At 39.7% G+C, this 20,406-nt stretch carries 17 protein-coding genes; 8 read left to right on the top strand and 9 right to left on the bottom strand.

Annotation, left to right across the window (positions count from 1 at the left end):
• Nucleotides 1-314 precede the first annotated feature (314 nt).
• Nucleotides 315-2,267 (bottom strand): 1-deoxy-D-xylulose-5-phosphate synthase, encoded by a 1,953-nt coding sequence (gene dxs, locus L1283_RS13905; RefSeq protein WP_286848250.1) that lies wholly within the window; start codon nucleotides 2,265-2,267, stop codon nucleotides 315-317.
• 73 nt (nucleotides 2,268-2,340) lie between these two features.
• Between dxs and L1283_RS13910 the strand changes: the two genes are divergently transcribed.
• The 3 genes from L1283_RS13910 to L1283_RS13920 all read left to right on the top strand — a co-directional run bounded on the left by L1283_RS13910 (nucleotide 2,341) and on the right by L1283_RS13920 (nucleotide 5,858).
• Nucleotides 2,341-3,759: a PLP-dependent aminotransferase family protein gene (locus L1283_RS13910; protein ID WP_286848232.1), complete on the top strand. Its 1,419-nt coding sequence runs from the start codon at nucleotides 2,341-2,343 to the stop codon at nucleotides 3,757-3,759.
• A gap of 76 nt (nucleotides 3,760-3,835) precedes the next feature.
• The gene (locus tag L1283_RS13915) at nucleotides 3,836-4,351 is read left to right on the top strand and encodes an N-acetyltransferase (protein WP_088161728.1); all 516 of its coding nucleotides are present in this window, start codon (nucleotides 3,836-3,838) and stop codon (nucleotides 4,349-4,351) included.
• A 208-nt stretch (nucleotides 4,352-4,559) separates the two neighbouring features.
• Nucleotides 4,560-5,858, top strand: coding sequence for a hypothetical protein (locus L1283_RS13920; RefSeq protein ID WP_286848231.1), 1,299 nt, complete (start codon nucleotides 4,560-4,562; stop codon nucleotides 5,856-5,858).
• Between the two features lie 152 nt (nucleotides 5,859-6,010).
• Here the strand turns inward: L1283_RS13920 and L1283_RS13925 are convergent, their stop codons facing one another.
• On the bottom strand, nucleotides 6,011-6,412 hold the full coding sequence (locus L1283_RS13925; RefSeq protein WP_145326836.1) for a helix-turn-helix domain-containing protein: 402 nt from the start codon (nucleotides 6,410-6,412) through the stop codon (nucleotides 6,011-6,013).
• Nucleotides 6,413-7,342: 930 nt separating this feature from the next.
• Here L1283_RS13925 and L1283_RS13930 point away from each other — a divergent pair.
• The gene (locus tag L1283_RS13930; RefSeq protein ID WP_429626268.1) at nucleotides 7,343-8,683 is read left to right on the top strand and encodes a M60 family metallopeptidase; all 1,341 of its coding nucleotides are present in this window, start codon (nucleotides 7,343-7,345) and stop codon (nucleotides 8,681-8,683) included.
• Nucleotides 8,684-8,855: 172 nt separating this feature from the next.
• Nucleotides 8,856-9,185 carry a YegP family protein gene (locus L1283_RS13935; RefSeq protein ID WP_075992803.1) on the top strand — a complete coding sequence of 110 codons (330 nt, stop codon included), beginning with the start codon at nucleotides 8,856-8,858 and terminating at the stop codon, nucleotides 9,183-9,185.
• 105 nt (nucleotides 9,186-9,290) lie between these two features.
• Here L1283_RS13935 and L1283_RS13940 read toward each other — a convergent pair whose 3' ends face one another.
• The 4 genes from L1283_RS13940 to L1283_RS13955 all read right to left on the bottom strand — a co-directional run bounded on the left by L1283_RS13940 (nucleotide 9,291) and on the right by L1283_RS13955 (nucleotide 14,748).
• Complete coding sequence (locus L1283_RS13940) at nucleotides 9,291-11,411, bottom strand: ATP-binding protein (RefSeq protein ID WP_088161724.1); 2,121 nt, start codon at nucleotides 11,409-11,411, stop codon at nucleotides 9,291-9,293.
• Nucleotides 11,412-11,558: 147 nt separating this feature from the next.
• Nucleotides 11,559-12,077 carry a methylated-DNA--[protein]-cysteine S-methyltransferase gene (locus L1283_RS13945; RefSeq protein WP_088161723.1) on the bottom strand — a complete coding sequence of 173 codons (519 nt, stop codon included), beginning with the start codon at nucleotides 12,075-12,077 and terminating at the stop codon, nucleotides 11,559-11,561.
• A gap of 119 nt (nucleotides 12,078-12,196) precedes the next feature.
• A complete protein-coding gene (locus L1283_RS13950) occupies nucleotides 12,197-13,510 on the bottom strand; it encodes a sensor histidine kinase (protein WP_157698462.1) in 1,314 nt (437 codons plus the stop codon).
• Between the two features lie 143 nt (nucleotides 13,511-13,653).
• A complete protein-coding gene (locus L1283_RS13955; RefSeq protein ID WP_088161721.1) occupies nucleotides 13,654-14,748 on the bottom strand; it encodes a PAS domain-containing sensor histidine kinase in 1,095 nt (364 codons plus the stop codon).
• 219 nt (nucleotides 14,749-14,967) lie between these two features.
• On the opposite strand from L1283_RS13955, the gene L1283_RS13960 reads away from it, so the two are divergent.
• Nucleotides 14,968-15,423, top strand: coding sequence for a GNAT family N-acetyltransferase (locus L1283_RS13960; RefSeq protein ID WP_075992798.1), 456 nt, complete (start codon nucleotides 14,968-14,970; stop codon nucleotides 15,421-15,423).
• A gap of 50 nt (nucleotides 15,424-15,473) precedes the next feature.
• Here L1283_RS13960 and L1283_RS13965 read toward each other — a convergent pair whose 3' ends face one another.
• The gene (locus tag L1283_RS13965; RefSeq protein WP_088161720.1) at nucleotides 15,474-15,995 is read right to left on the bottom strand and encodes a DinB family protein; all 522 of its coding nucleotides are present in this window, start codon (nucleotides 15,993-15,995) and stop codon (nucleotides 15,474-15,476) included.
• Nucleotides 15,996-16,189: 194 nt separating this feature from the next.
• Nucleotides 16,190-17,770 (bottom strand): discoidin domain-containing protein, encoded by a 1,581-nt coding sequence (locus tag L1283_RS13970; RefSeq protein WP_198385910.1) that lies wholly within the window; start codon nucleotides 17,768-17,770, stop codon nucleotides 16,190-16,192.
• 251 nt (nucleotides 17,771-18,021) lie between these two features.
• Here L1283_RS13970 and L1283_RS13975 point away from each other — a divergent pair, with 251 nt between their 5' ends.
• On the top strand, nucleotides 18,022-18,513 hold the full coding sequence (locus L1283_RS13975; RefSeq protein WP_088161719.1) for a YdcF family protein: 492 nt from the start codon (nucleotides 18,022-18,024) through the stop codon (nucleotides 18,511-18,513).
• 63 nt (nucleotides 18,514-18,576) lie between these two features.
• Here L1283_RS13975 and L1283_RS13980 read toward each other — a convergent pair whose 3' ends face one another.
• Nucleotides 18,577-19,689: an acyltransferase family protein gene (locus L1283_RS13980; protein WP_088161718.1), complete on the bottom strand. Its 1,113-nt coding sequence runs from the start codon at nucleotides 19,687-19,689 to the stop codon at nucleotides 18,577-18,579.
• Nucleotides 19,690-20,066: 377 nt separating this feature from the next.
• On the opposite strand from L1283_RS13980, the gene L1283_RS13985 reads away from it, so the two are divergent.
• The gene (locus tag L1283_RS13985; RefSeq protein ID WP_088161717.1) at nucleotides 20,067-20,372 is read left to right on the top strand and encodes a hypothetical protein; all 306 of its coding nucleotides are present in this window, start codon (nucleotides 20,067-20,069) and stop codon (nucleotides 20,370-20,372) included.
• The last annotated feature ends 34 nt before the right edge of the window (nucleotides 20,373-20,406 follow it).

The following is a 20,406-nucleotide window of genomic DNA, read 5'->3' on the forward strand; positions in this document are numbered from 1 at the left end:
GAGGACGAATAAGTGTTTCATGGTATGAATTGCTACATGAAAGAAACAACATTGTTTCTTTCATGTAAGCCACAAACACCGTACCTTTCTGGATGTTTGTCTTAGAAGATATAAGCAGTTTTGGTTCTTATAGATTCTTTTTACAATTGAAAGACGAAGTAAATCTATGAAAGGCATGTCCTGACAAAAAGACCTTTTAGGAAAGCTTCGCAAGCTGAATGTCTGACAGGGTCGGCCCTTTGCTGTTTAGATCCTATGATCAGACCAAATGATAGTTTAATCTATATTGTTTAAGCACTACTATTGTGACTAAGTTAACTGTTTGGGGAAGACTCGTTCGGCTTAAGGCTACACCCTGAGCCTGCCGATTCGAGCGGGCCCGTGTATAGCTGTCTCACCGTGGCGATAATAGCCTGCTTATTGTAGTAATAAAGTTGGTGAAGCTGTTGCTGTGTACCCTGTACTGCAAAAGTATCGGGCAAGCCAAGTCGCTTCAAGGTCGCTGAGTAGCCATGTTCGGTCATAAATTCCAGTACTGCAGTTCCTACTCCACCAGCTATACATCCATCTTCAACAGTGATGATATAGGAATATGATTGGAATACTTCATGTAATAACGCTTCGTCGAGCGGTTTAAAGAACCGTAGATCATAGTGCCCAACCTGCATGCCTTCCCGGAGCAGTTCGTTGCATGCGTCCTGTGCATATTGACCAACGGGCCCAAGAGAGAGTATGGCAATGTCTTGCCCTGAACAAAGCCTTCTTCCTTTTCCAATTTCAAGTCTTATAAATTTGTCTGATTGCTTCTCTCGACCACCTGGGCCTTTTGGGTAGCGGATTGCAAGCGGTCCGTCAAGAGTGATGTCCTGAGCCGTGAACAACAAATTTTTAAAGTCTGTGAGCGTCATGGGCGAAGCGCCTGCGATGTTGGGTATACAGCGAAGAAAAGCAATGTCGAATGCCCCCTGATGGGTGGGGCCATCGGGGCCGACAACGCCGGCCCTGTCGATACAGAACACGACCGGTAATTTCTGTAAAGCGACGTCGTGGATTAGTTGATCATAGGCGCGTTGTAAGAATGTCGAATAGATCACACAGAAAGGAAGTAGCCCATCAGCAGCAAGGCCTGCGGAGAAAGTAATGGCATGCTGCTCGCAGATACCAACATCAAAAACGCGGTTAGGCATCTGCTGTTTCATTGCCGTCAGCCTGCTGCCGGAAAGCATAGCTGGGCTTATAGCGATAATACGGCTATTATGTTGGGCGAGCTGTATCAGCGTTTCGCCCAGCACTTGCTGAAAAGTTTCCTTGTAGAGTTGCGGTAGTTGGTTTTCTAACCGTATACCTGTCAGTTTGTCGAATTTCCCTGTGGCATGCCATTCCGCCTTGTTTAACATGGCTGGTGTAAAACCTTTTCCTTTTTGTGTTACACAATGCACTATTTTGGGCCCGGGGATATGCTTCAACTGTTCAAATATTTTGATAAGCTTGTGGAGGTTATGACCATCCAGTGGTCCAAAATAACGTATTCCTAAGGCCTCGAAAATATTGCTCGAAGCAAATAGCCCTGTTTTTATCAATTTCTCTATTTTTCTAATCGCAGCAATTGACCATTGTGTCCGATCTTTATGGGATGACAGCAGCTTTTTGATCTGTGATTTGAACTGATTATAGGCTTGCCCCGAGGTCAGGTCGGTCAGATAGTTTTGTAGGGCTCCCGTACCGGCATCAATAGACATATCGTTATCATTTAATATAATCAATAGGTTAGGCTGTTCGAAACCTATATTATTTAAAGCTTCGAATGCTAGACCGGCAGTCATGGCGCCGTCGCCGATAACAGCGATGTGTTGACGGCTGTTATCACCCTTATACCTGGCTGCGCAGGCCATACCCAGAATTGCTGATAGGGATGTGGAAGAATGACCTGTACCAAAGGCGTCAAAGTTATTTTCTTCCATAACAGGAAATCCGCTTATGCCGCCTAGAAGTCTGTTCGAATGGAAGCGAGCCGCTCTCCCTGTGAGTAGTTTATGGATATAAGCCTGATGACCAACGTCCCAGATCAATTTATCCTTAGGGGTGTTAAATACATAATGAACTGCTATAGTAAGTTCTACAACACCAAGGCTTGAACTAAAATGACCGCCATGTGTAGCAATATGGTCAATGAGGAAGTTTCTTAGTTCCTGACTTAATTCGGGTAATACCTCCTGTGGAAGAGCACGTAATTCGCTAGGGCTATTGATTTGATAATTACCTGTCATTTCTTTTTTAGACAAATTTAGATTGATTAGATTTGAGATACAGGTACAGTATAGGTAAAAGTGATCAATACAGATGAAGAGCTATAAATTTGAAATTTTTACACAAGCAATTGAGAAAAATATAAAATCAGGAGTCTATAAACCGGGGCAAAAGCTGCCTTCAGTACGCGAGTTTAAAGATTACTACGGTTTAAGTATGAGTACTATTCAGTCAGGTTATGAGTATCTTATGATTATTGGTTTGGTGGAGAGCGTTCCGAAATCTGGCTACTATGTCAGTGCGAAGAATGAAATGCTGGCAGAACCGGAAGGGCGTCGACGTCCACCGGTAGTAAGGGATGCTGTCTTTGAGCAAGGGCTTGGTCTGACAACAGCGTCACCTGTGGGGCGGGGTTTTTCGGAATTTAATGTTGCTGCCCCAGGGGACCTTCTTGTTCCGCAAAAACTTTTACTTCGGACCATGCAGCAGGTCATTCGGGAACAAGGGGCAGGGTTACTACGCTATTATCCATCTAACGGTTCGGTACAATTGAAGGACAATATTATCAGGCGTGCGGCCTCCTATCAGACCTTACTGCATGCAGATGAACTGCTGATCACAGATGGCGCCCTGCAGGCTTTGTATATCGCCTTGGCTGCTGCATGTGAAGCCGGAGATATTGTTGCTGTGGAAAGTCCGTGCGTATTTTCTGTATTGGAGGTCATTCGGGTGCTCAAGCTGCGCGTTATTGAAATTCCTGTTCTTACTAAAGATGGTTTTGATATAGACTTTTTTAGACAAGCGTGTCAAGGAAGTGCTGTAAAAGCAGTCGTCCTAACACCGAATTTTCATAATCCAACAGGTATTTTGCTCTCAGATGAACAGAAAATTGCTTTATTGGCGATTGCTCATAAATATCATGTTGCTGTAATCGAGAACGATATCTATGGAGACCTGAACTTTCAGGGGAGCAGACCATCCACACTAAAACAATTTGATGAAAGCGGATTGGTCATGACGTATTCATCGTATTCAAAAACCCTGGCACCTGGAATTCGGCTGGGTTGGTTAAGCACAGGGCGATTTCTGAAAGATGCTGAACAGATCAAGTTTGCATTGGGCAGTACAGTTTCTCCTCTGAATCAGGAGACCGTAAACCGTTTGATCGGTAGCAGCAGTTACGATCGGCATATTCGTTCACTGAAGATGCAACTGGCAAAAAATGCCTATCTGGCCACCAACCTAATCGCTTCCAGTTTTCCTGAAAAAACCAAAGTGATCACACCTGCAGGTGGGTATAATCTTTGGGTTAAAATGCCTAAAAGTACAGATATGGCGGATTTTTACGCGCAGTGTGAAAAAATTGGTGCAAGATTTACGCCGGGCTATACGTTCTCTTTTGCGAATACTTTTGAACATTATTTTAGGTTGGTCATCGCGGACAAGTTTTCTGCTAAACGAATAGAAGCGATCCAGCATATAGGTCGTTATTTATGTGGGAGCCTGTACTGATGCTAAATGAACAATGTGTATCGAATAATAGCAAGTGATAGCATGTACATTTGTGTATTTAATAGTAGATGCACATATGAATATAGTCACAAAATTTACGGTAGCAACAGAGCAGGGAATTGAAGCGTTGTCAATGCTCACCAAAACTCTAGCCCTAGAAAAATTCGGCAGCTTAGTGGAGCCAGCTGAACTAGACAATTACATTGCTGATAGTTTTAATTCCAAAACACTTGTCAACGAAATAAACAGTATGTCAAATCAATGGCTGGTAGTATATGCTAACGATCAGCCGATGGGTTATGCCAGAATAACCTCGAAAGGGCAGAAGCCGGATGGCTTGGCAGGTAAACGTGTGATTCGAATCGCGGATTTCGGTGTCTGCCAGCATGAGGCTTTGCAGCAAATGGAGGTATCATTAATGGACAAATGTCTTGCCGTATGCAGTACCTACGACGTGATTTGGATCAATGAACCCTTAAGAAGTTCGTTGATCGGACTTTTTGAACAGAATGGATTTGTAAAACAACCAGGTATTAGCAGACTCGATGGATTGAACTTGGAATCAGTAGTATATCTCAAGGAGACTTTGTAGTTCAAAGAGTCTTTATATTGATGTATAAACACAGCATAGTCTATGTTGAGCAAAAAAGTACACATATTAAGTGTGCTTTTTTTGTTTAATGATAGATATTTTAGTGATATAATGTATTTTTAGGGATTTAAAAGAAGATGTTTGTCAAATTCTAATAATCTCTTTTTAACTAAAAAATATCATTTATAACCGTTTTCACAAGTGTTTAATGAAGAAAATATCTATAACGTTTCTATATCTTTTGCTCAGTGCATTAGCGCTTGGACAAGAATCTAAGGAGACAAAGCCAGACAGTATCGTTCAATATTTTAGTGAAATTAAAACTGCAACTAAAATTGGTTATTCGTTATGGAATAGGGATTTATATGGTGATATTATTTTGGTGGAGCCTCAGACACGACAGCTATTTAGTAATAACTTTGGTGCCGATAGTTCGTTTGTGCAATATAAAAATAGCTATATTGGTAAATTGCCCGACAGTGTAAATATTGCCAATACGTCTTTAACGTGGAATGGCCGCACTTGGGCGATGATTATGTTGCCTTTATCTAAAGATTATTATGCACGGATCAATTTGTTGGCTCATGAATTGTTTCATTCCGCACAATCGGCTTTGGGCTTCGTTCAAAATAACAGCGAAAGTACCCATCTGGATCAAGAGAATGGACGGATATACTTACGTTTTGAATTGGAGGCGCTTAAAAAGGCGGTTTGTTCAGACGCGCAAGATGAACAACGAATGCACTTGAAGGATGCTTTGATTTTTCGGAAGTATCGAAATTCACTTTTTCCAGGCTCTGCCCATATTGAAAATCAATTGGAACTTAATGAAGGGATTGCAGAGTATACCGGAGTAATGATCAGTGGGAGAGATAAAGAAAAAACAAAAAAACATTTCATTGATGTAATAGACAGATTTTTCAAGAACCCCACTTATGTAAGGTCTTTTGCCTACAATACCACGCCCATCTATGGATATATAATGAGTTTAAAGGATCCGCTTTGGAATCAAAAGATTTCAGTAAATACAGATTTAACTGTATTCTTTATGCGCGAATTGAACATTGAACTTCCGAAAGATCTTGCAGCAACAGTAAAAGCCATTACAGCGGAGTATAATGGAAAACAGATATTCACAGAAGAACAATTACGAGCGGAAAAAATAAAGAAGCAAATTGCATTATATCGTTCCTTGTTTGTGGATCAGCCTCCTATGACCATTAAATTTGAGAAAATGAATGTGTCTTTTGATCCGAGAAATATCCTCCCAATCACAGATTTGGGAACTGTTTATCCAACCATAAGGATCACCGATAACTGGGGGATTCTAGATGTCAAAAGTGGGGCGCTCATGGCGCCCAATTGGGATAAAATAACCGTTAGTAGGCCTACTAAAATCGAAGGACAGCGAATAGAGGGTGAGGGTTGGGTGATGCAACTCAAAGATCAGTATACTGTTCAAAAGGACGAATCGCTGAATAATTACAAGCTTATCAAAAAGCAGTAGCTGCACTATCTTGATTTTTATTCACTGTGCAGCCTTATTGAATCAATATTAAATGTTGGTAAATGCATGAGTATCATGAAACATCGTAAAAAGGTTTACCTAAAGATATTCAATTTTTAACCATCGAAATGAGAGATAGTCGCTGGACAAGTCTAAATATAATCCAATGCGTTTAATGCTCTAAATTTTCGCGGACTAAGACCAGTATGCTTTTTTATAAACCGTGTTAATGATGCTGATGAACTAAAACCATAATACGAAGTCAACTCTTTAATCGGAATCTCCGTAGAAGCTAGTTTTTTGGCAATCTCACTTGCAACAATTTCCTTGACGATCGTGCTGGGTGAAGTTTCATTACTTGAAAGCGTCAATCGATGTAACGCTATTCTTGATATATTGAGCTTTTTCAAGTAGAATTGGAGATCCCAGTGATTCTGAGGATACTGGTGAATAAGGTTTTTAAATTCTACTAGAATGGGGTGTTCTGCTAGCAATGCTGAATTTTGATCCAATTGATTTAACGTTTCGTTTTGTTCCTTTATGTTGTTTTTCATGTTTTAAGATAATCGCTCGTTATTGCCGCACTATAGTGTCTAGGGCTATAGTTTAGGTTAAGTGTTCCATCAATCTTGTTTGATTGCAAGCAAAATTAGCGTATTAATTTCATAGTGTACTTTTCGAATTTAACGATTCGCTTTTTAAAATTATAATTTTTTATCACCGATTGTGGTAAAACCAACCTGCAGAAGACTATCACTGGAAAAATAGGCGGATGAGTAAAAACCTGATTCCAATAACAGAGAAATCGCCTTTTTTATTTTAATTTTTGACTGCTGTTTTTTATGATTTTATTTTTCGTTATTCTTTGTATTGTAGGTGTTTATGTTTGTTATCTGTATTAAAAGTTGATTATAGAAACAGGTGTGTTATAACTTTTGGTTATACTGTTTTTTTTGGAGTTTTTCGACTTCACGTAATGATTATTCTGCATCAAGAGAATGATATATAATGTTATTGATGGTAACAGTTGTGATGATCATGTGCTGCCATGTTAGTCCTTTATGATGTGGTGTTCGAGGGAATAACGTTGGGGTTGTGTAATTAGTTTGAATAACATCTAGCTTCTATAGCAGTAGAGAATAGGGGTGTTACTCGTTTCTTGTCATTTTTTTAAAACAGATTTTCTTTATAATTATTTGAAATTTATCAAAGCGAAAAGGTTTTCGTTGATTGTGCAAACGTTTGATGTGGAGTGGTTGATTATTTTTCCGTACAATATATTATATCTTGCTTTTAGATTATGAACTAAAATACTTTGCTGAAGGTGAAGTGAATTCTTTGCATGGATCATCTGGTTTTCAAGTTTCGATGAACCATAAATCGATCAGAAAAATAAAAACTTCGAAACAGCGGCTTAGGCTTTGAAGGGTGATCGGAAAGAAGTGTTGACAATTAATACAAATTATAAACTTTATTTAAAAATTATGAGAAAGACCCTGTTTTCCTTAATCACGATTTTAGTGATCGCTATGACCACTTCTTGCCGGAAGGATGGTAGCTTAATGTACACTTTACTTAACGATTCCAGTGCAGAATCCTTAGCAATAGCGGATTCGGTCCAACGATTTAAAGTAAGTCCTTCGGCTGCAACTGAGGCTGATAGACTTCAGTTTCGAGCAAATCATAATGAAATGCAAATGACCGGATTTTATGTAGTGCCAAACAGTACTATAACGATAAAAGTCAAAGTCAACTCGGGGACGACAGCAGCACGCTTGGCGATCGGGACGCCTTTTAGAGACAATATTCGACCAGTGCGGCAGTATTTCAATCTGCAGGCAGGTACGCAAAAGTTCACAGTGGACCAATACGGGGGCTTGGTTTATGTGATTTATACAGCTGATAACTACACAACAACTGGAGAAATAGAGCTTTCTTTTGGCAATGGCTTTATCCCGGTGCCTTACTTTCAAAAGGGAATTACCACCCATGAGAAATGGGTAGCTACATTGGATTCGTTGAAAAATACCGTGCCGGATGTCGTCTTCTCGTCAGATCACACCATTATGGTAACCAAAATTGCCGATGCGCTATTGTATAAGAACGAAGATCAACAGCTTATTGTGGATAGACTGGATTCAATTATTGGTTTTTCCAATAGTATAAGTGGTTTGAATGGTACGAGTGGAGTCCATGCCATACCATATAATAAACACCTGATTACCGTGAGAGATTCGAGTGCAGGTGGTTATATGGCTGCCGGTATTTCTATTTATTTTACCGATGCTTTATCTTATCATATGTTGCAGCCAAAATACTTGTCCAATACAAATGGATGGGGAATATGGCATGAAGTAGGGCATACCTATCAACAAAAAGCTTGGACCTGGGGCAATCTGACAGAAACAACCGTGAATGTCTATTCTCTAGCCAGTGAAAGGGGATTTAGATTGCCGGTAAGCCGGGTGACTGCCAATAATTCCTGGCCTAAATTGACGACTTACTTTCAGAAAAACATCGCGGACCGCAACTTTAATTCAGGAGATAATGATTTGAAAATGATTATGTTTCATCAGCTTTGGCTAGGGTTTGGTGATGATTTCTACATCAAACTTAGCAAAACTACCCGCGAGAACAGACCCACAGTTTCAACAGACGCAGAGAAAATGCGCTATTTTATGCTGTCGGCATGTCAGATTGCACAAAAAGATCTTTCGGATTTTTTTAGAAAATGGGGTTTTAAAATCGATGAATCTGTGTATACGGCGATAAGTGATCTGAATTTGCCGGCTCCTACACAAGATTTAACCGCTTTAAGAGATTAAACTGTCTTGCGTACTGTGGCGTTGAATCTGTTAGTACAGATGTATAGGAAGTATGTGCCTTATTGATAATAAAAAAATTAATCGTTGTTTTACAATAAAAACATTGAAAAGTATTATCTTTAGTATGGAAGTTAATTCCGATAACCACATATTTATTTAATTAATTGAGAAAATGGGTAAATTTGAAGTAAAAACACGGAAAAATGGAGAATTCCAGTTTAATCTAAAAGCTGGAAACGGACAGGTGATTTTAAGCAGTGAAGGTTATACAACTAAAGCAAACTGCTTAAATGGCGTTGAATCTGTAAAAAAGAACGCTCAGGACGATAACAAATTTGATCGTAAAACTTCTACGAACGGTAAGCACTACTTCAACCTCAAGGCTACCAATGGCCAAATTATTGGAACCAGCGAGATGTATGAAAGCGCAAGTGGTATGGAAAATGGCATTGAATCTGTCAAGAAGAATGCGCCTGATGCGACGGTTGAGGAGATAGCCTAAGTCTATTTTCAAATGCCGGACTATTACACGTAAGTGTAAGCAGTCTGTCAATAAGCACGTATGATTTGATAGTAAAGAGCCGGGTAAAAACCGGCTCTTTTGTGTTTATTTTTCTGCTGTCGGGAGTGGGATGGAAAACCAGAAACTGCTGCCCAAACCCACGGTGCTATCAACTCCTATCTGACCCGCGTGTTTTTTGATTATTTCAGCGGAAATATAGAGCCCCAGTCCAAGCCCCGAGTAGGATTTGCCTTCGTGATTAGCTCTATAATATCGATCAAAAATAAATGGCTGTACTGCCGGATTAATACCTTCACCTTGATCTTTGACGGTTATTTTGATACGATCTTGCAACTGTTCAACCGTAATATTGATTTCTCTCGATTCTGGAGCATATTTAACGGCATTATTGACAAAATTGACAAGGACTTGTTCTAGACGTTGTTCGTCGGCAAAGATATCTGCATCGAGATCGCCGGTAATATTAACTTGATGGTTGCCTTGGGATATGATATTGTGACAACTGGAGGTAAGTATCTTCGATGCCTTGAAGGTTGTTTTTTCGAGATGAAGCTGCCCTTCACTGATTCGATGCATATTGAGCAGGTCGTCAACAAGAGTAACGATCTTTTTGATATTGACAGCAGACTGATCAATAAGTCTTGAAATGATGTCACTTCCAGTTTTGTCCTTGAATCGTTCCAGCAGTTGAATTGTTCCCTTTAATCCCGTGACGGGCGTCTTTAGTTCATGGCTGGCAATACCCAAGAAATCATCTTTTTGAGACTCATAATTTTTCCGTTTTGTGATATCCGCCACTACACCAATGAGGTGAGTCGCATTACCTTCTGCATCGTATTTGGGAAGACCCGACGCATTGATCCAATGCAACGATCCATCAGGCCAACGTATGAGATATTCAGCGTGATAAGTGGTCTTGTTCTGGATAGCATCCAGAACTTTTTGATAGACCATTTCGCGGTGCTCAGGGACGATGCTTTGCATGAGGACGTCATAGTCAAAGCGATCGTTTTTAGTGAGGCCAAAATTGAGTTTACAGGTTTCCGAGCAGTCCATTTTACCTGTTCTTATATCGCGATTGTAAGAACCGAGTTCACCAGCTTTTAGTGCAATTTCCAGCTGATAGTTGAGGGCTTCAAGGTGTTCGTTTCTTTTGATACGCTCCGTAACCTCATTGGCGATGACAATAATAGACTCCGTTTCACCTTCATCATTCTTCAACGGCTCATAGGTGAAATCAAAATAATGATCGCCCAATACTCCCATAGACTCAAGTCTTGCGTAGGCAGTGTCTCCAATATAATTTTGGCCAGTAGTAAAGACATCATCCAATATTCCCAAATAAGGCTGTCCCTGTAATTCGGGAAGTGCTTGCTCAAGTGGTTTGCCAAGAATGATTTCTGTTTTGTGCCAGAGTTTGAGCATCATATCATTGGCAACTTCAATGACTAATTCACGACCTGTTAAAATCGCAAATGCTATTGGGGCCTTATCTATAAAGGATCTGAATCGACGTTCACTTTTTTTGAGGTTTTTGTTGAGCAGCACTGTCAAATCATAGGATTTGTTGAGCTGGCTATTGGTACGATAAAGTTCATCATTGGCAAGTTCCATCTCGTCATTAAGTTCGAGCAGCCGTTGTTGCATGGTTGCCATGGTAATATTGACACCCTCAAGCTCATCAATTTTATCTATGGAAGAACTTCGAAGCTCGATTTGGTCCATTGCGGTCCGTGCAAGACCTTCTAATATCTGTCGATCTGCTGTAGTGAAAACGCGTGGATGTTTGTCGATGACGCACAGCGAACCGATCATAAAACCATCATGGGTAATAAGTGGTGCACCTGCGTAAAACCGTAGTCCAAAATCTCCAATTACATTTGGATTGGTCAGTAGAATATCTTCTTTCAGTGTATCTTCAAAGACCGTTACTTTCTTGTCCAGAATAGCTAGACTACACAAGCTTTGCCCTCGGTTCGTTTCCTTTGTAGTGCCCATGCCAATATTTGCTTTGAAATAGACAGATTCTGCATCGACCAGTGAGAGTAATGCAATAGGGGCATTGAAGATTTGTGTGGCTAATTTTGCAATTCCATCAAAGCTGGCTTCAGAAGGGGTTCCAGTTATTTTATAGCGTCTGAGGGCATTCAGTCTGTCATGTTCATTTTCAGGCATTATATCCATTCCAAACGTATTCTCTATCATAGTGACCGTGTAATTCTTTTTATAAAGATATAGTTTTAATTACAAAAGCGGAGATGCATTTTTTTTTCTCTTCATCGGCAATTCAAAGATTCCCTGAAATGATTGTTATTCCGCAGGAATAACATACTCTAAGGCTAATAGTCAGCGTTAAAGACCGAATAGTGTCGGGGTCCGATATTGTTGTTCAAGGTCAAGCAGGATAGACTTATTGCGAATGCCTCCGGCAAAGCCAACGAGCTTGCCCGAGGTGCCAACTATCCTATGGCAAGGGGCAATGATAGCGATAGGATTTTTATTCAACGCGCCACCAACGGCCCGGACGGCTTTGCTGTCGCCAAGTTGCTGCGCCAGTTGACCGTAAGTCCTGGTTGTACCATAGGGAACACCTAAAAGCATTTTCCAGACCTTGATCTGAAAGGCTGTTCCCTGAAAATCAAGCGGAATATCAAATATCTGTCTTTTTTTTGCAAAGTACTCATTCAGCTGCAGTTCCGTCTGTATTAAAACGGGAGTCTCTTCATTGTAGGTTGCTGTAGGAAGTTTTGTGCGGATATAATCCTTGTCCGCCCAAACTAAACCTGAAAGTCCCTTTTCGGTAGCGATTAAGTGTATAGGGCCAACTGGTGTGTCGATGATTTTATATACATAATTGGCATTTGCTTCCATATTTCCTTTGCGTCAATGTGTATTAGGAGTAAATCTACAAAAATGAACCTATATTGAAGTACACAAAGTTTTTCTACCATAAATAATCTCATCAAAAATTTTCTAAACCTATATTTGGGTTAACAGCATGTAGGAACTTCGATCTTGGTTTGCTGCTTATGGCTGGGGCAGGATGGCAATCCAACTGTAAAAACGGATCCCTTATTGGGTGTACTTTGGATGTTCACAATACCTTTGTTTCGTTCAATAAGATCCTTGCATAAGACAAGGCCCACACCCGATCCGGGCTCGTCTTCAGTGCCAAAGGACTTTTGCTGAATTTCATTAAAAAGTGCAGCAGACTTCAAGGGGTTAATTCCTATTCCTTCATCCTGAATATGAATATGTGTATAGGTTTCATCCACGCTGGTGTAGATGTTGATATTCCCATTTACATAGCTGAATTTGATCGCATTGCTAATCAAGTTGCGTAAAATAATAATGGTATGATCCCGATTGGCAATTATCTGCGTGTTGTTTGGTATATTAATATTGATTTTTAGTTGTTTAGATTGTGTATTCTCATTAAAAACTTTAATAATTTGTTGTATCATAGGTTTGATTAATTGGGGTGATGCTTTGGTATTCATACCTTGCATACTGCTGCTGCCCCATTGTAGCAAATCATCCAAAGCTTGATTCTGCTGTGTAATCTGCTGATAGATCTGTTGGATATATTCCTGGGATGCCGTACTATCGAGCATCTGATTACGAAACATAAATATCAGTGCTTCCAGGTTGGCAAAAGGGCTTTTGATGTCGTGCGCGATAATAGAAAAAATTTTTTCTTTGTCCCGATTCATGGATTCTAAGTTGAGGCGTTGCTGCTCAATTTTTTTCATATTCTTATAGATGATATCAAGAAAAAAGTTGACCGCAACGACCATAAAAGCAAGCGCATTGATAATATTGAAAACAGATCTGGATCGTGGAACTTGCTGACTCAGGGGAAGTATATCAGGAAGCAGATATAACAGTAAAATCAGGAAAGCTACCGTAATACAAAGGACTATATGGATCTTTCGGTTGTCATACATCAACATCGAGACAATCAATGTGCACAATAGAAAATATTCGCCGCCATTTTTATAAAGTAGTGCCCCAGCGAAGAAAAACACAGAATTACTTATCAATAGAGTTGCCTTAGCGATATTGTGTTTCCCATAATATTGAAGCAGAAGGACCGTAAACGAACATATAGAATTGGAGAAATTAATCGCCGATAAAACATAGCGGTGGTCGATAAGATTGAGGATTGAAAAGAAAATTGTCGGAAATAAACATAACAATGCAATCAAATTTATCATGTGCACACGTTTGAAATCGATGTATGACATGCCCGGATGTGCACCAATATGGGAAAATAGTTTCCAATATTTACGAAAATGATTCATAGAGACGTGTCTGATTTTGCTTACAATTTCTAAACACTCAAAATTAGCCATAAATCAGGAGTCCAACAATGATTTTTCTTGAAAGCAGAATAAGATTGACAAAATTTGCCATCAAAGGAAGATAAAAGAGCTAGGTCGCTCGATTAATTTGGAAAAAATAGACGGATTTCGGTCCCTTGGTTCTCCTTACTGAAGATGGCCATCTGCGCTTTGAGTCTTTCAAGAATTTCCTGAACGATAAACAGCCCAATGCCTTTTCCCTGATAATCCGTTGAATTTGAACCACGGAGTCTTTCCATGCGTATATTTTCGAGTTCATGCTGGGGAATACCGATACCATTGTCTTTGATGATATATAATACACCGTTCGTTACTTTTTCACTATAGATATGCACCGCTGCTTTCTTATTGGCCGAAGAGTATTTGACCGCATTGTTGATCAAGTTTGTAAAGATTTGGTAGATTGCATTTTGATCACTGTTTACTGGAAAAAGGTCACCAAAGATAAGTTCAGTATGTGGGCTACGGTATAGTAATTTCGCTTCCCGGCACCAATTGGGCAATGTAAGATCTAAACGAACAGGTTGTTTCCGTAGTCTATTAATTGGAGCAAGACTCAGTTCGACCGTTTTGTCGATAATATCAGCAATGTTTTCAACTGATTGATCAATGACATCATACAATTCGAGCCGTCTATTGGACTGCATATCCAAATGTTCTTTTAGTACACCTATACCCAATTTAGCAAGAGCCAAAGGATTTTTAGCATCATGTGATAGCGTATAGGATATCATGCGCAGGTTGGTTGCGGGATTGATTGTTATATTTTCTTGATCTTCAAGTTTCTCTTCGTGTATCTTATGCGTGACATCTGTGGCTGTGTGGAGGATGGAATAAGTTCGGCCACGCTTATCAAAGAGGGGTTTGTATTCAAAATCAAAATAGCGTTTGATCTTGAAATCACGGTCAATGATCGTTGCAGGGGTTTCAAATGCCTTGTAGGTGACGCCGCTTTCCCAGACATTACGGAGTATATCTGTAAACCCTTCTTGGGTAAAAACCGGAAAAACCTCTCCAAAGGAATGTCCAAATATTTCGTTCTCTGTACGCCACATATTTAGCATTCGCGAGTTGGCGAATGCGATATTGAGGTTCGAATTATCATAAATCGCCGTTGCAATCGGCATCTGATTTAATGCTTCAAAAAAAATCGGAATATCCTTTTGAGGTTTTTGCATATTGGGTATTTAATGATTATCTGCTTACCGCAGTGCGACCGTAAAATTAATCAAAAATCAAGCCAATAGCGATGGTTTTTAATGTTTTTTAGGAAAAATACGGCCAATCGGTAGGGCTGGAAATAGCGCAATAAAAACACACTAAATTATTATTATATTTAATAAACTTTATAGGAGATGTAAGTTAACAATAGACAGGGATTTGTAATCATACCAATTATGGATAAGTATTTGGAAATTAGGAAATATGATGTTCAGGACAGAAATAAGCTGATCGATATTCTTCATATGAATATACCGAAGTACTTTGCACAGAGCGAGGTTGCCGATTTCACAGAATATCTTGACCAGGAAATGGAGACGTATTTTGTTGCGCTGGTTAACGGGCAAATTATTGGTGGCGGTGGAGTAGGTTTTTCTGATGATGAGCGCATAGGTTTTTTGAGCTGGAGTTTTTTAAATCCAAAATATCACGGATTTGGTTTTGGAAAAAATCTATTGCATCACCGTATTGACTTTCTGTACACCCATCATCAGGTTGAAAAGATCGAAGTCGGTACCTCTCAATTCACGTTCGGATTTTATAAGAAAAATGGTTTTATACTAAGGGAAATCCATAAAGACTATTGGGCTGAAGGCTTTGATTTATATGATATGGTCCATACAAGAGAATAGACAGTACCGTTAACACTGATTCGATGAAAAGCTGATAAATAAAGTGTAGCTCATTGATTGAATGAGACCAAGTTTTCCTTGATTTGATTCAGGTGGTGTAAGGGATGATAGCTCATCAGAAAAAACATTTCGCGAATACTGAGTTTGCCGAGCAAAGGATGTGGTAAAACAAGGCTATCGAGCTCCTCTTCATTGTACAGTACAAATAGCTGATTGATTTTAGCCAATACTTCTTCCAGTTGCGCAATCAGCCCCTCTTTCTGTGCGGGCAGGATTTCTTCAGGCAAAAATTGACTTGGGGCCTGCCGGCTTGTTTTGAGATAATTGTTACGCACCGTGTCGTAGTCCCAGGTTGCGCGTTGCAGGGATCCGAATTTTTGGGCTATATAATCTTTTGACTGAAGTACCTTTGGAAATGGTAGAAGCGTTAAGAGAATATGTTTTAGCTGCTGACCAGCCGTCCATTTTTCATGATTACGATATGAAAAATGGGGCTCAGGTAATGCCTGGATATAGGCAATAACCGTATGGTGGTTGTCAGAAAAAGTTTTGATCAGTTCTTGTCTATTCATCCTAATTTTAGTGATAAGTGATTATTTCGATCGTTTTTTCTAGCTTATTGATAAGTCAAAGTCAGTATGATCTACTAAAAATATAAAATTATTTGCTACCCTCAATTATGAATCTCACTTATTCGGTGTTGATCAAAGCTAAAAAAGGCCGGTACTATTTGTTATACCGGCCGTTTATTCTATCGATCTAAGTTTTAATATGCACCAAAATCTGCAAGATGAGAATAGAAGAAATCACCCCAAGAACTTGTCGACTCTATTTTAAGGTATTGGGTGCTAACGGATGTAGTAAGGTCGACATTGATCCAGGAGCCCGCGACTTTGCTCAATTGTGTCGTTTTGATCAAGGTCCAACTTACACCATTTGTACTTGAGTAAATATTGACATCTTTCATCGCTCCATTTAAATTATCGCGGTTACGGAAAGCAATACCTTTCACGGTGCGTAATGCACCCATATTGACGGAAAAGAAATGTGGCTGCGGGGTTTGAGTGGACGACCACGGAGTATGCCAGACCGTACTTCTATTCATATCCAATACATTGCTGGCTGGTGATCCAGGCTCATTACTATCGCTAGCTACAATTGACCAACCTGTTGTCGGTAACAGTTTATAGGTCACAACCTTCGATAAATCGGGTATATTGTTAACGAAGTTATAGGCGTATCCTAAGGTGGTACGGCTTCCATTGACATGGAGAAATCCTATTCTCATTTCGTAATTCCCTGTCAGATCATAAAAATCAGCTAATGGGCACTCAAATCGAAAACTATCCTGTCCAATTATTTTTGTCGACCATTGTACGGCATCATAATCGTTATTCACTCCAAATGGCTCCCTATCATGCCAAACAACAATGTCATTGACCGGTTTTGTTGTTGTAAATTTCCCGGAAACGATAATCTTATTGTTCACAAAGCTTGATGACAAGGATGTTATTTCTGCAGATGCGGATGCGTACCAGTCAGTTCTTACCACAGAGCTGAATACTTGGCTATTGTTAAATGTTGCTGCTGTGGTACTGGTCAAAGAAGTTGTAGAGATTCCATAGGTTGAATTGCCCGAACCCATCAATGCCGTACCTAAAGCTGGCGCTAACGTTTTGTTCATTCTGTTGTGGCTGGCATTTAAGCCATGGCCCAGTTCGTGAATCATTCCACCTATCCATACAGTTGCTTTCCATCCAATATCACCGCCTATTCCTAAGTTTTTGGCGTCCAGATTTACATAATCTAATGCGTAGCAGCTGGTACCTGTGCCATAGAATGGAGGGCCTCCCGGATTAGCTGGATCTGTATTGTAGGTTGGAATAATGATTAGATTGTGCTCGCTTTTTTTTCCTGACGGATTTTGATTAAAATAGCTGTCCACTTCGGCTTTCACAGCGCCGCTGCCCCCTGAGTACGGATAAGTAGCTTTGCCATATTTTCCAGCGATGTAATGGATATTAATCAGGCTGTCATTGAGCAGATCCAATCCGAAGGATTTTCTGCCGAAGCCTTCGCGATCCATATTATTTGCAAACATATTTTGGGCGTCCAACAGGATCTTGCTAAGACGCTTTCTGAAGTTGGGAATGGAATCCACATCATTTGGAACAAAATAGATGACGTTCAGCTTGTAGGGATTACTGTTCCATTCATTTGTTACCGAGCTAGTTGATGTTTTTGCTTTTAGAGTTTCGACACTTTCTTCGGTATTTACCAAGGTCTTGTTACAGGATGCAGCCCCTAAAGCGAGGGTTGCAAGCATTAGATTTAAAAGTTTTCTCATAATGGTTTATATTGTGTATCAATAAATATAAATAAGGCATCTTTTATTGGTGTGTAAAAAAATAAACTTTTATCACAATTAGTTTAGTCAATCGATTGATTAATCAACTTTGAAAAATGTTTTGTAACATTTTAATTTATTTGAGCATGAAATGGTTGAGAGTTAATAATGGCTGGATAAAATTTAACCGACTTCTTACTTGCTTTTCATCCAGGTCTTATTACATTTGATTGTATGAATATTTAAATCGTATGGAAAAAATTAAAAACCTGATATTATTGTTGGGCGCACCCAATGATGAGCAGGGGAATCTCAGCGTTATGGCATTAGATAGAAATGAATGTGCCTATAATTTCTATTGTCATAATGAAGGGACTACAATTTTGTGTACCGGCGGCATGGGTGAACATTTCAATCGGACAGAAAAGCCGCATGGCGCTTATGCTCAAGCTTATCTTATGGAAAGAGGTGTCGCGGAGAAAGATTTACTTCCATGTGTACTATCCACAAATACTGACGAAGATTTTATGCTATCAAAAGAGATCATCAAAAAGATCTCTCCGGATCTCTTCATCGTGATTACCTCAGATTTTCACATGAAGCGAGCGAAATTATTGCAAGAAAAACTCATTGACTACCCAAATGTATTGTTTATTGCTGCAAAGTCGACTGTTAGTCCCGACGAACTTAATTTGTTGTTACGGCATGAACAACAAGCTATTCGAAGAATACTGAAACGTTAAACAGGTGTATTGAATAGCACTATTTTTAGCGGTTGCCTCTTATGCCGGCAAATTTTTTATACATTAACCCAGTTTCTTTCTGAGCCATTTGCGGACAGGTTCGTCATACCATTTCAAGCTTACATAGGCCATTGTAATACTTCCTACCAAAATCAATAGGGCATAAGGCAAAGCTTTTATAAGCGTCATATCCTTATTGTTGCTGATCCAGGCAACATAAAAATAGACGAAAGGGTAGTGTACGAGGTATAGCGGGTACGAGATGTCACCCAGAAATTTACAAAGCTTGTTTTCTAATCTGCTGCTTGATATGCTGCTTGTCCCCAGGTAAACGATCAGGGGGAATACAATGATAATACATACCGACTCATATATCCCGTTCATCCAGAGCTGTTCTGCTCCACCTATACGAGGCATATACAATACAATGGCGATTAAAATACTACAGTATAAAAAAGCATGTCGGATACGGCTCGGGCTCGTTATTCTGGATAGCAGGAGTCCCGCAAAAAAAGGGTACATGGTGCGGGTGATTCCTATCCGCACTTGTTCAGCATTTAATGTCCAGCCACCGCTAACATCTCCAGTAGGACTTGTGATCGCCAAATGGGCGAGTGCCACAGCTGCAATAAAGACCAAAATGCTTAACCCTGTTTTGGATAGTTTGCGAATACCGATGGCATATAGCATATTGGCAATATATTCAAAAAACAATGACCAACCGACACTATTGAGCGGATGCATTTCCTGCCAGCCTCGAATATCCAAAGAGAGGGGAACTGGAAGAATCGTATAACCAATGAGCATGACCAAAAGCATTTTCCAGAGCGGAACGGTGTGAATAAGTGGCCAGATTGTAGAATCTGTAAAATAAAAGCCTATTGCGCCAAGAGTCATACCTAATATAACCATCGGCTGAAGGCGTTCAATACGGCGTTTAAAGAAGGTACCAATAGACATTTTATGCCAGCGATCATCATAGGCATAGCCGATTACAAATCCAGATAAAAGGAAGAAAAAATCAACGGCCAAATAGCCATGGTTGACCAAGATATCGAGATGTCCTGTTCCCAATGGCTCCGTGAGATGAAAGGTTACAACGATAATCGCAGCGACGCCTCGTAGTCCGTCTAAAATGGGATAGTGTGGCTTTGTAGAAAGGTTTTTATTGTTCATGGCTTCTGATTGTATTTCGAAGATGTCTATGGACTTGCTAACTGTTTATAAATGTTATTGAATGAATGGCTGAAAATAATGAAATAACAGGTTTAAATTTGATCAAATCGTATCAAAATCCCGATGGTTAGTCTCATTTTTTGTGATGTACCGAATCGTTTATGGGGATTCACAATTTTTATTGCTGGTACACTCAGCTGCCGGCATTTTAATGCTTATAGATTGTACATTCCGAGATCCAATGACCCAAATTTTTCATATCTTGTTGTCCAATTCACAAAGGCTTTCTTCGACTGTCAGTTTACGTGAAATCGAGAAGCTCCCTTTGCGCATTGAAAATTCCGCTGTGCATTTATAAACATAAATTAATAAAAGAAATGATCGTTGTTAAAGTAACCTATAGTGTCCATGATGACTATGTACACATGAATAAAAAAATGATTGAAAGCTTTCTCAAAGATTTCAGGAAGTTAGATGGAACACAATTCCTGTATACTATTTTGCAGGGTGGTGAAAGCAATACTTTCGTACATATTTCCCAATATAAGAATAAAGAGATACAGGATCAATTGCTGAGAATACCGAGCTTTGTCCTTTTTCAGGAACAAAGAGATAAAAACCTTGCTGTTGAGCCCAAAATTGAGTTTATGAACTTTATAGGGAGCTCAAACGATCCGTTTTAGCGAAGGAGGGACCGCGCTTCATGCAAAAGATATG

Origin of the sequence: Sphingobacterium sp. HSC-15S19 (genome assembly GCF_050433745.1) — a bacterium.
Classification (GTDB): domain Bacteria; phylum Bacteroidota; class Bacteroidia; order Sphingobacteriales; family Sphingobacteriaceae; genus Sphingobacterium; species Sphingobacterium siyangense.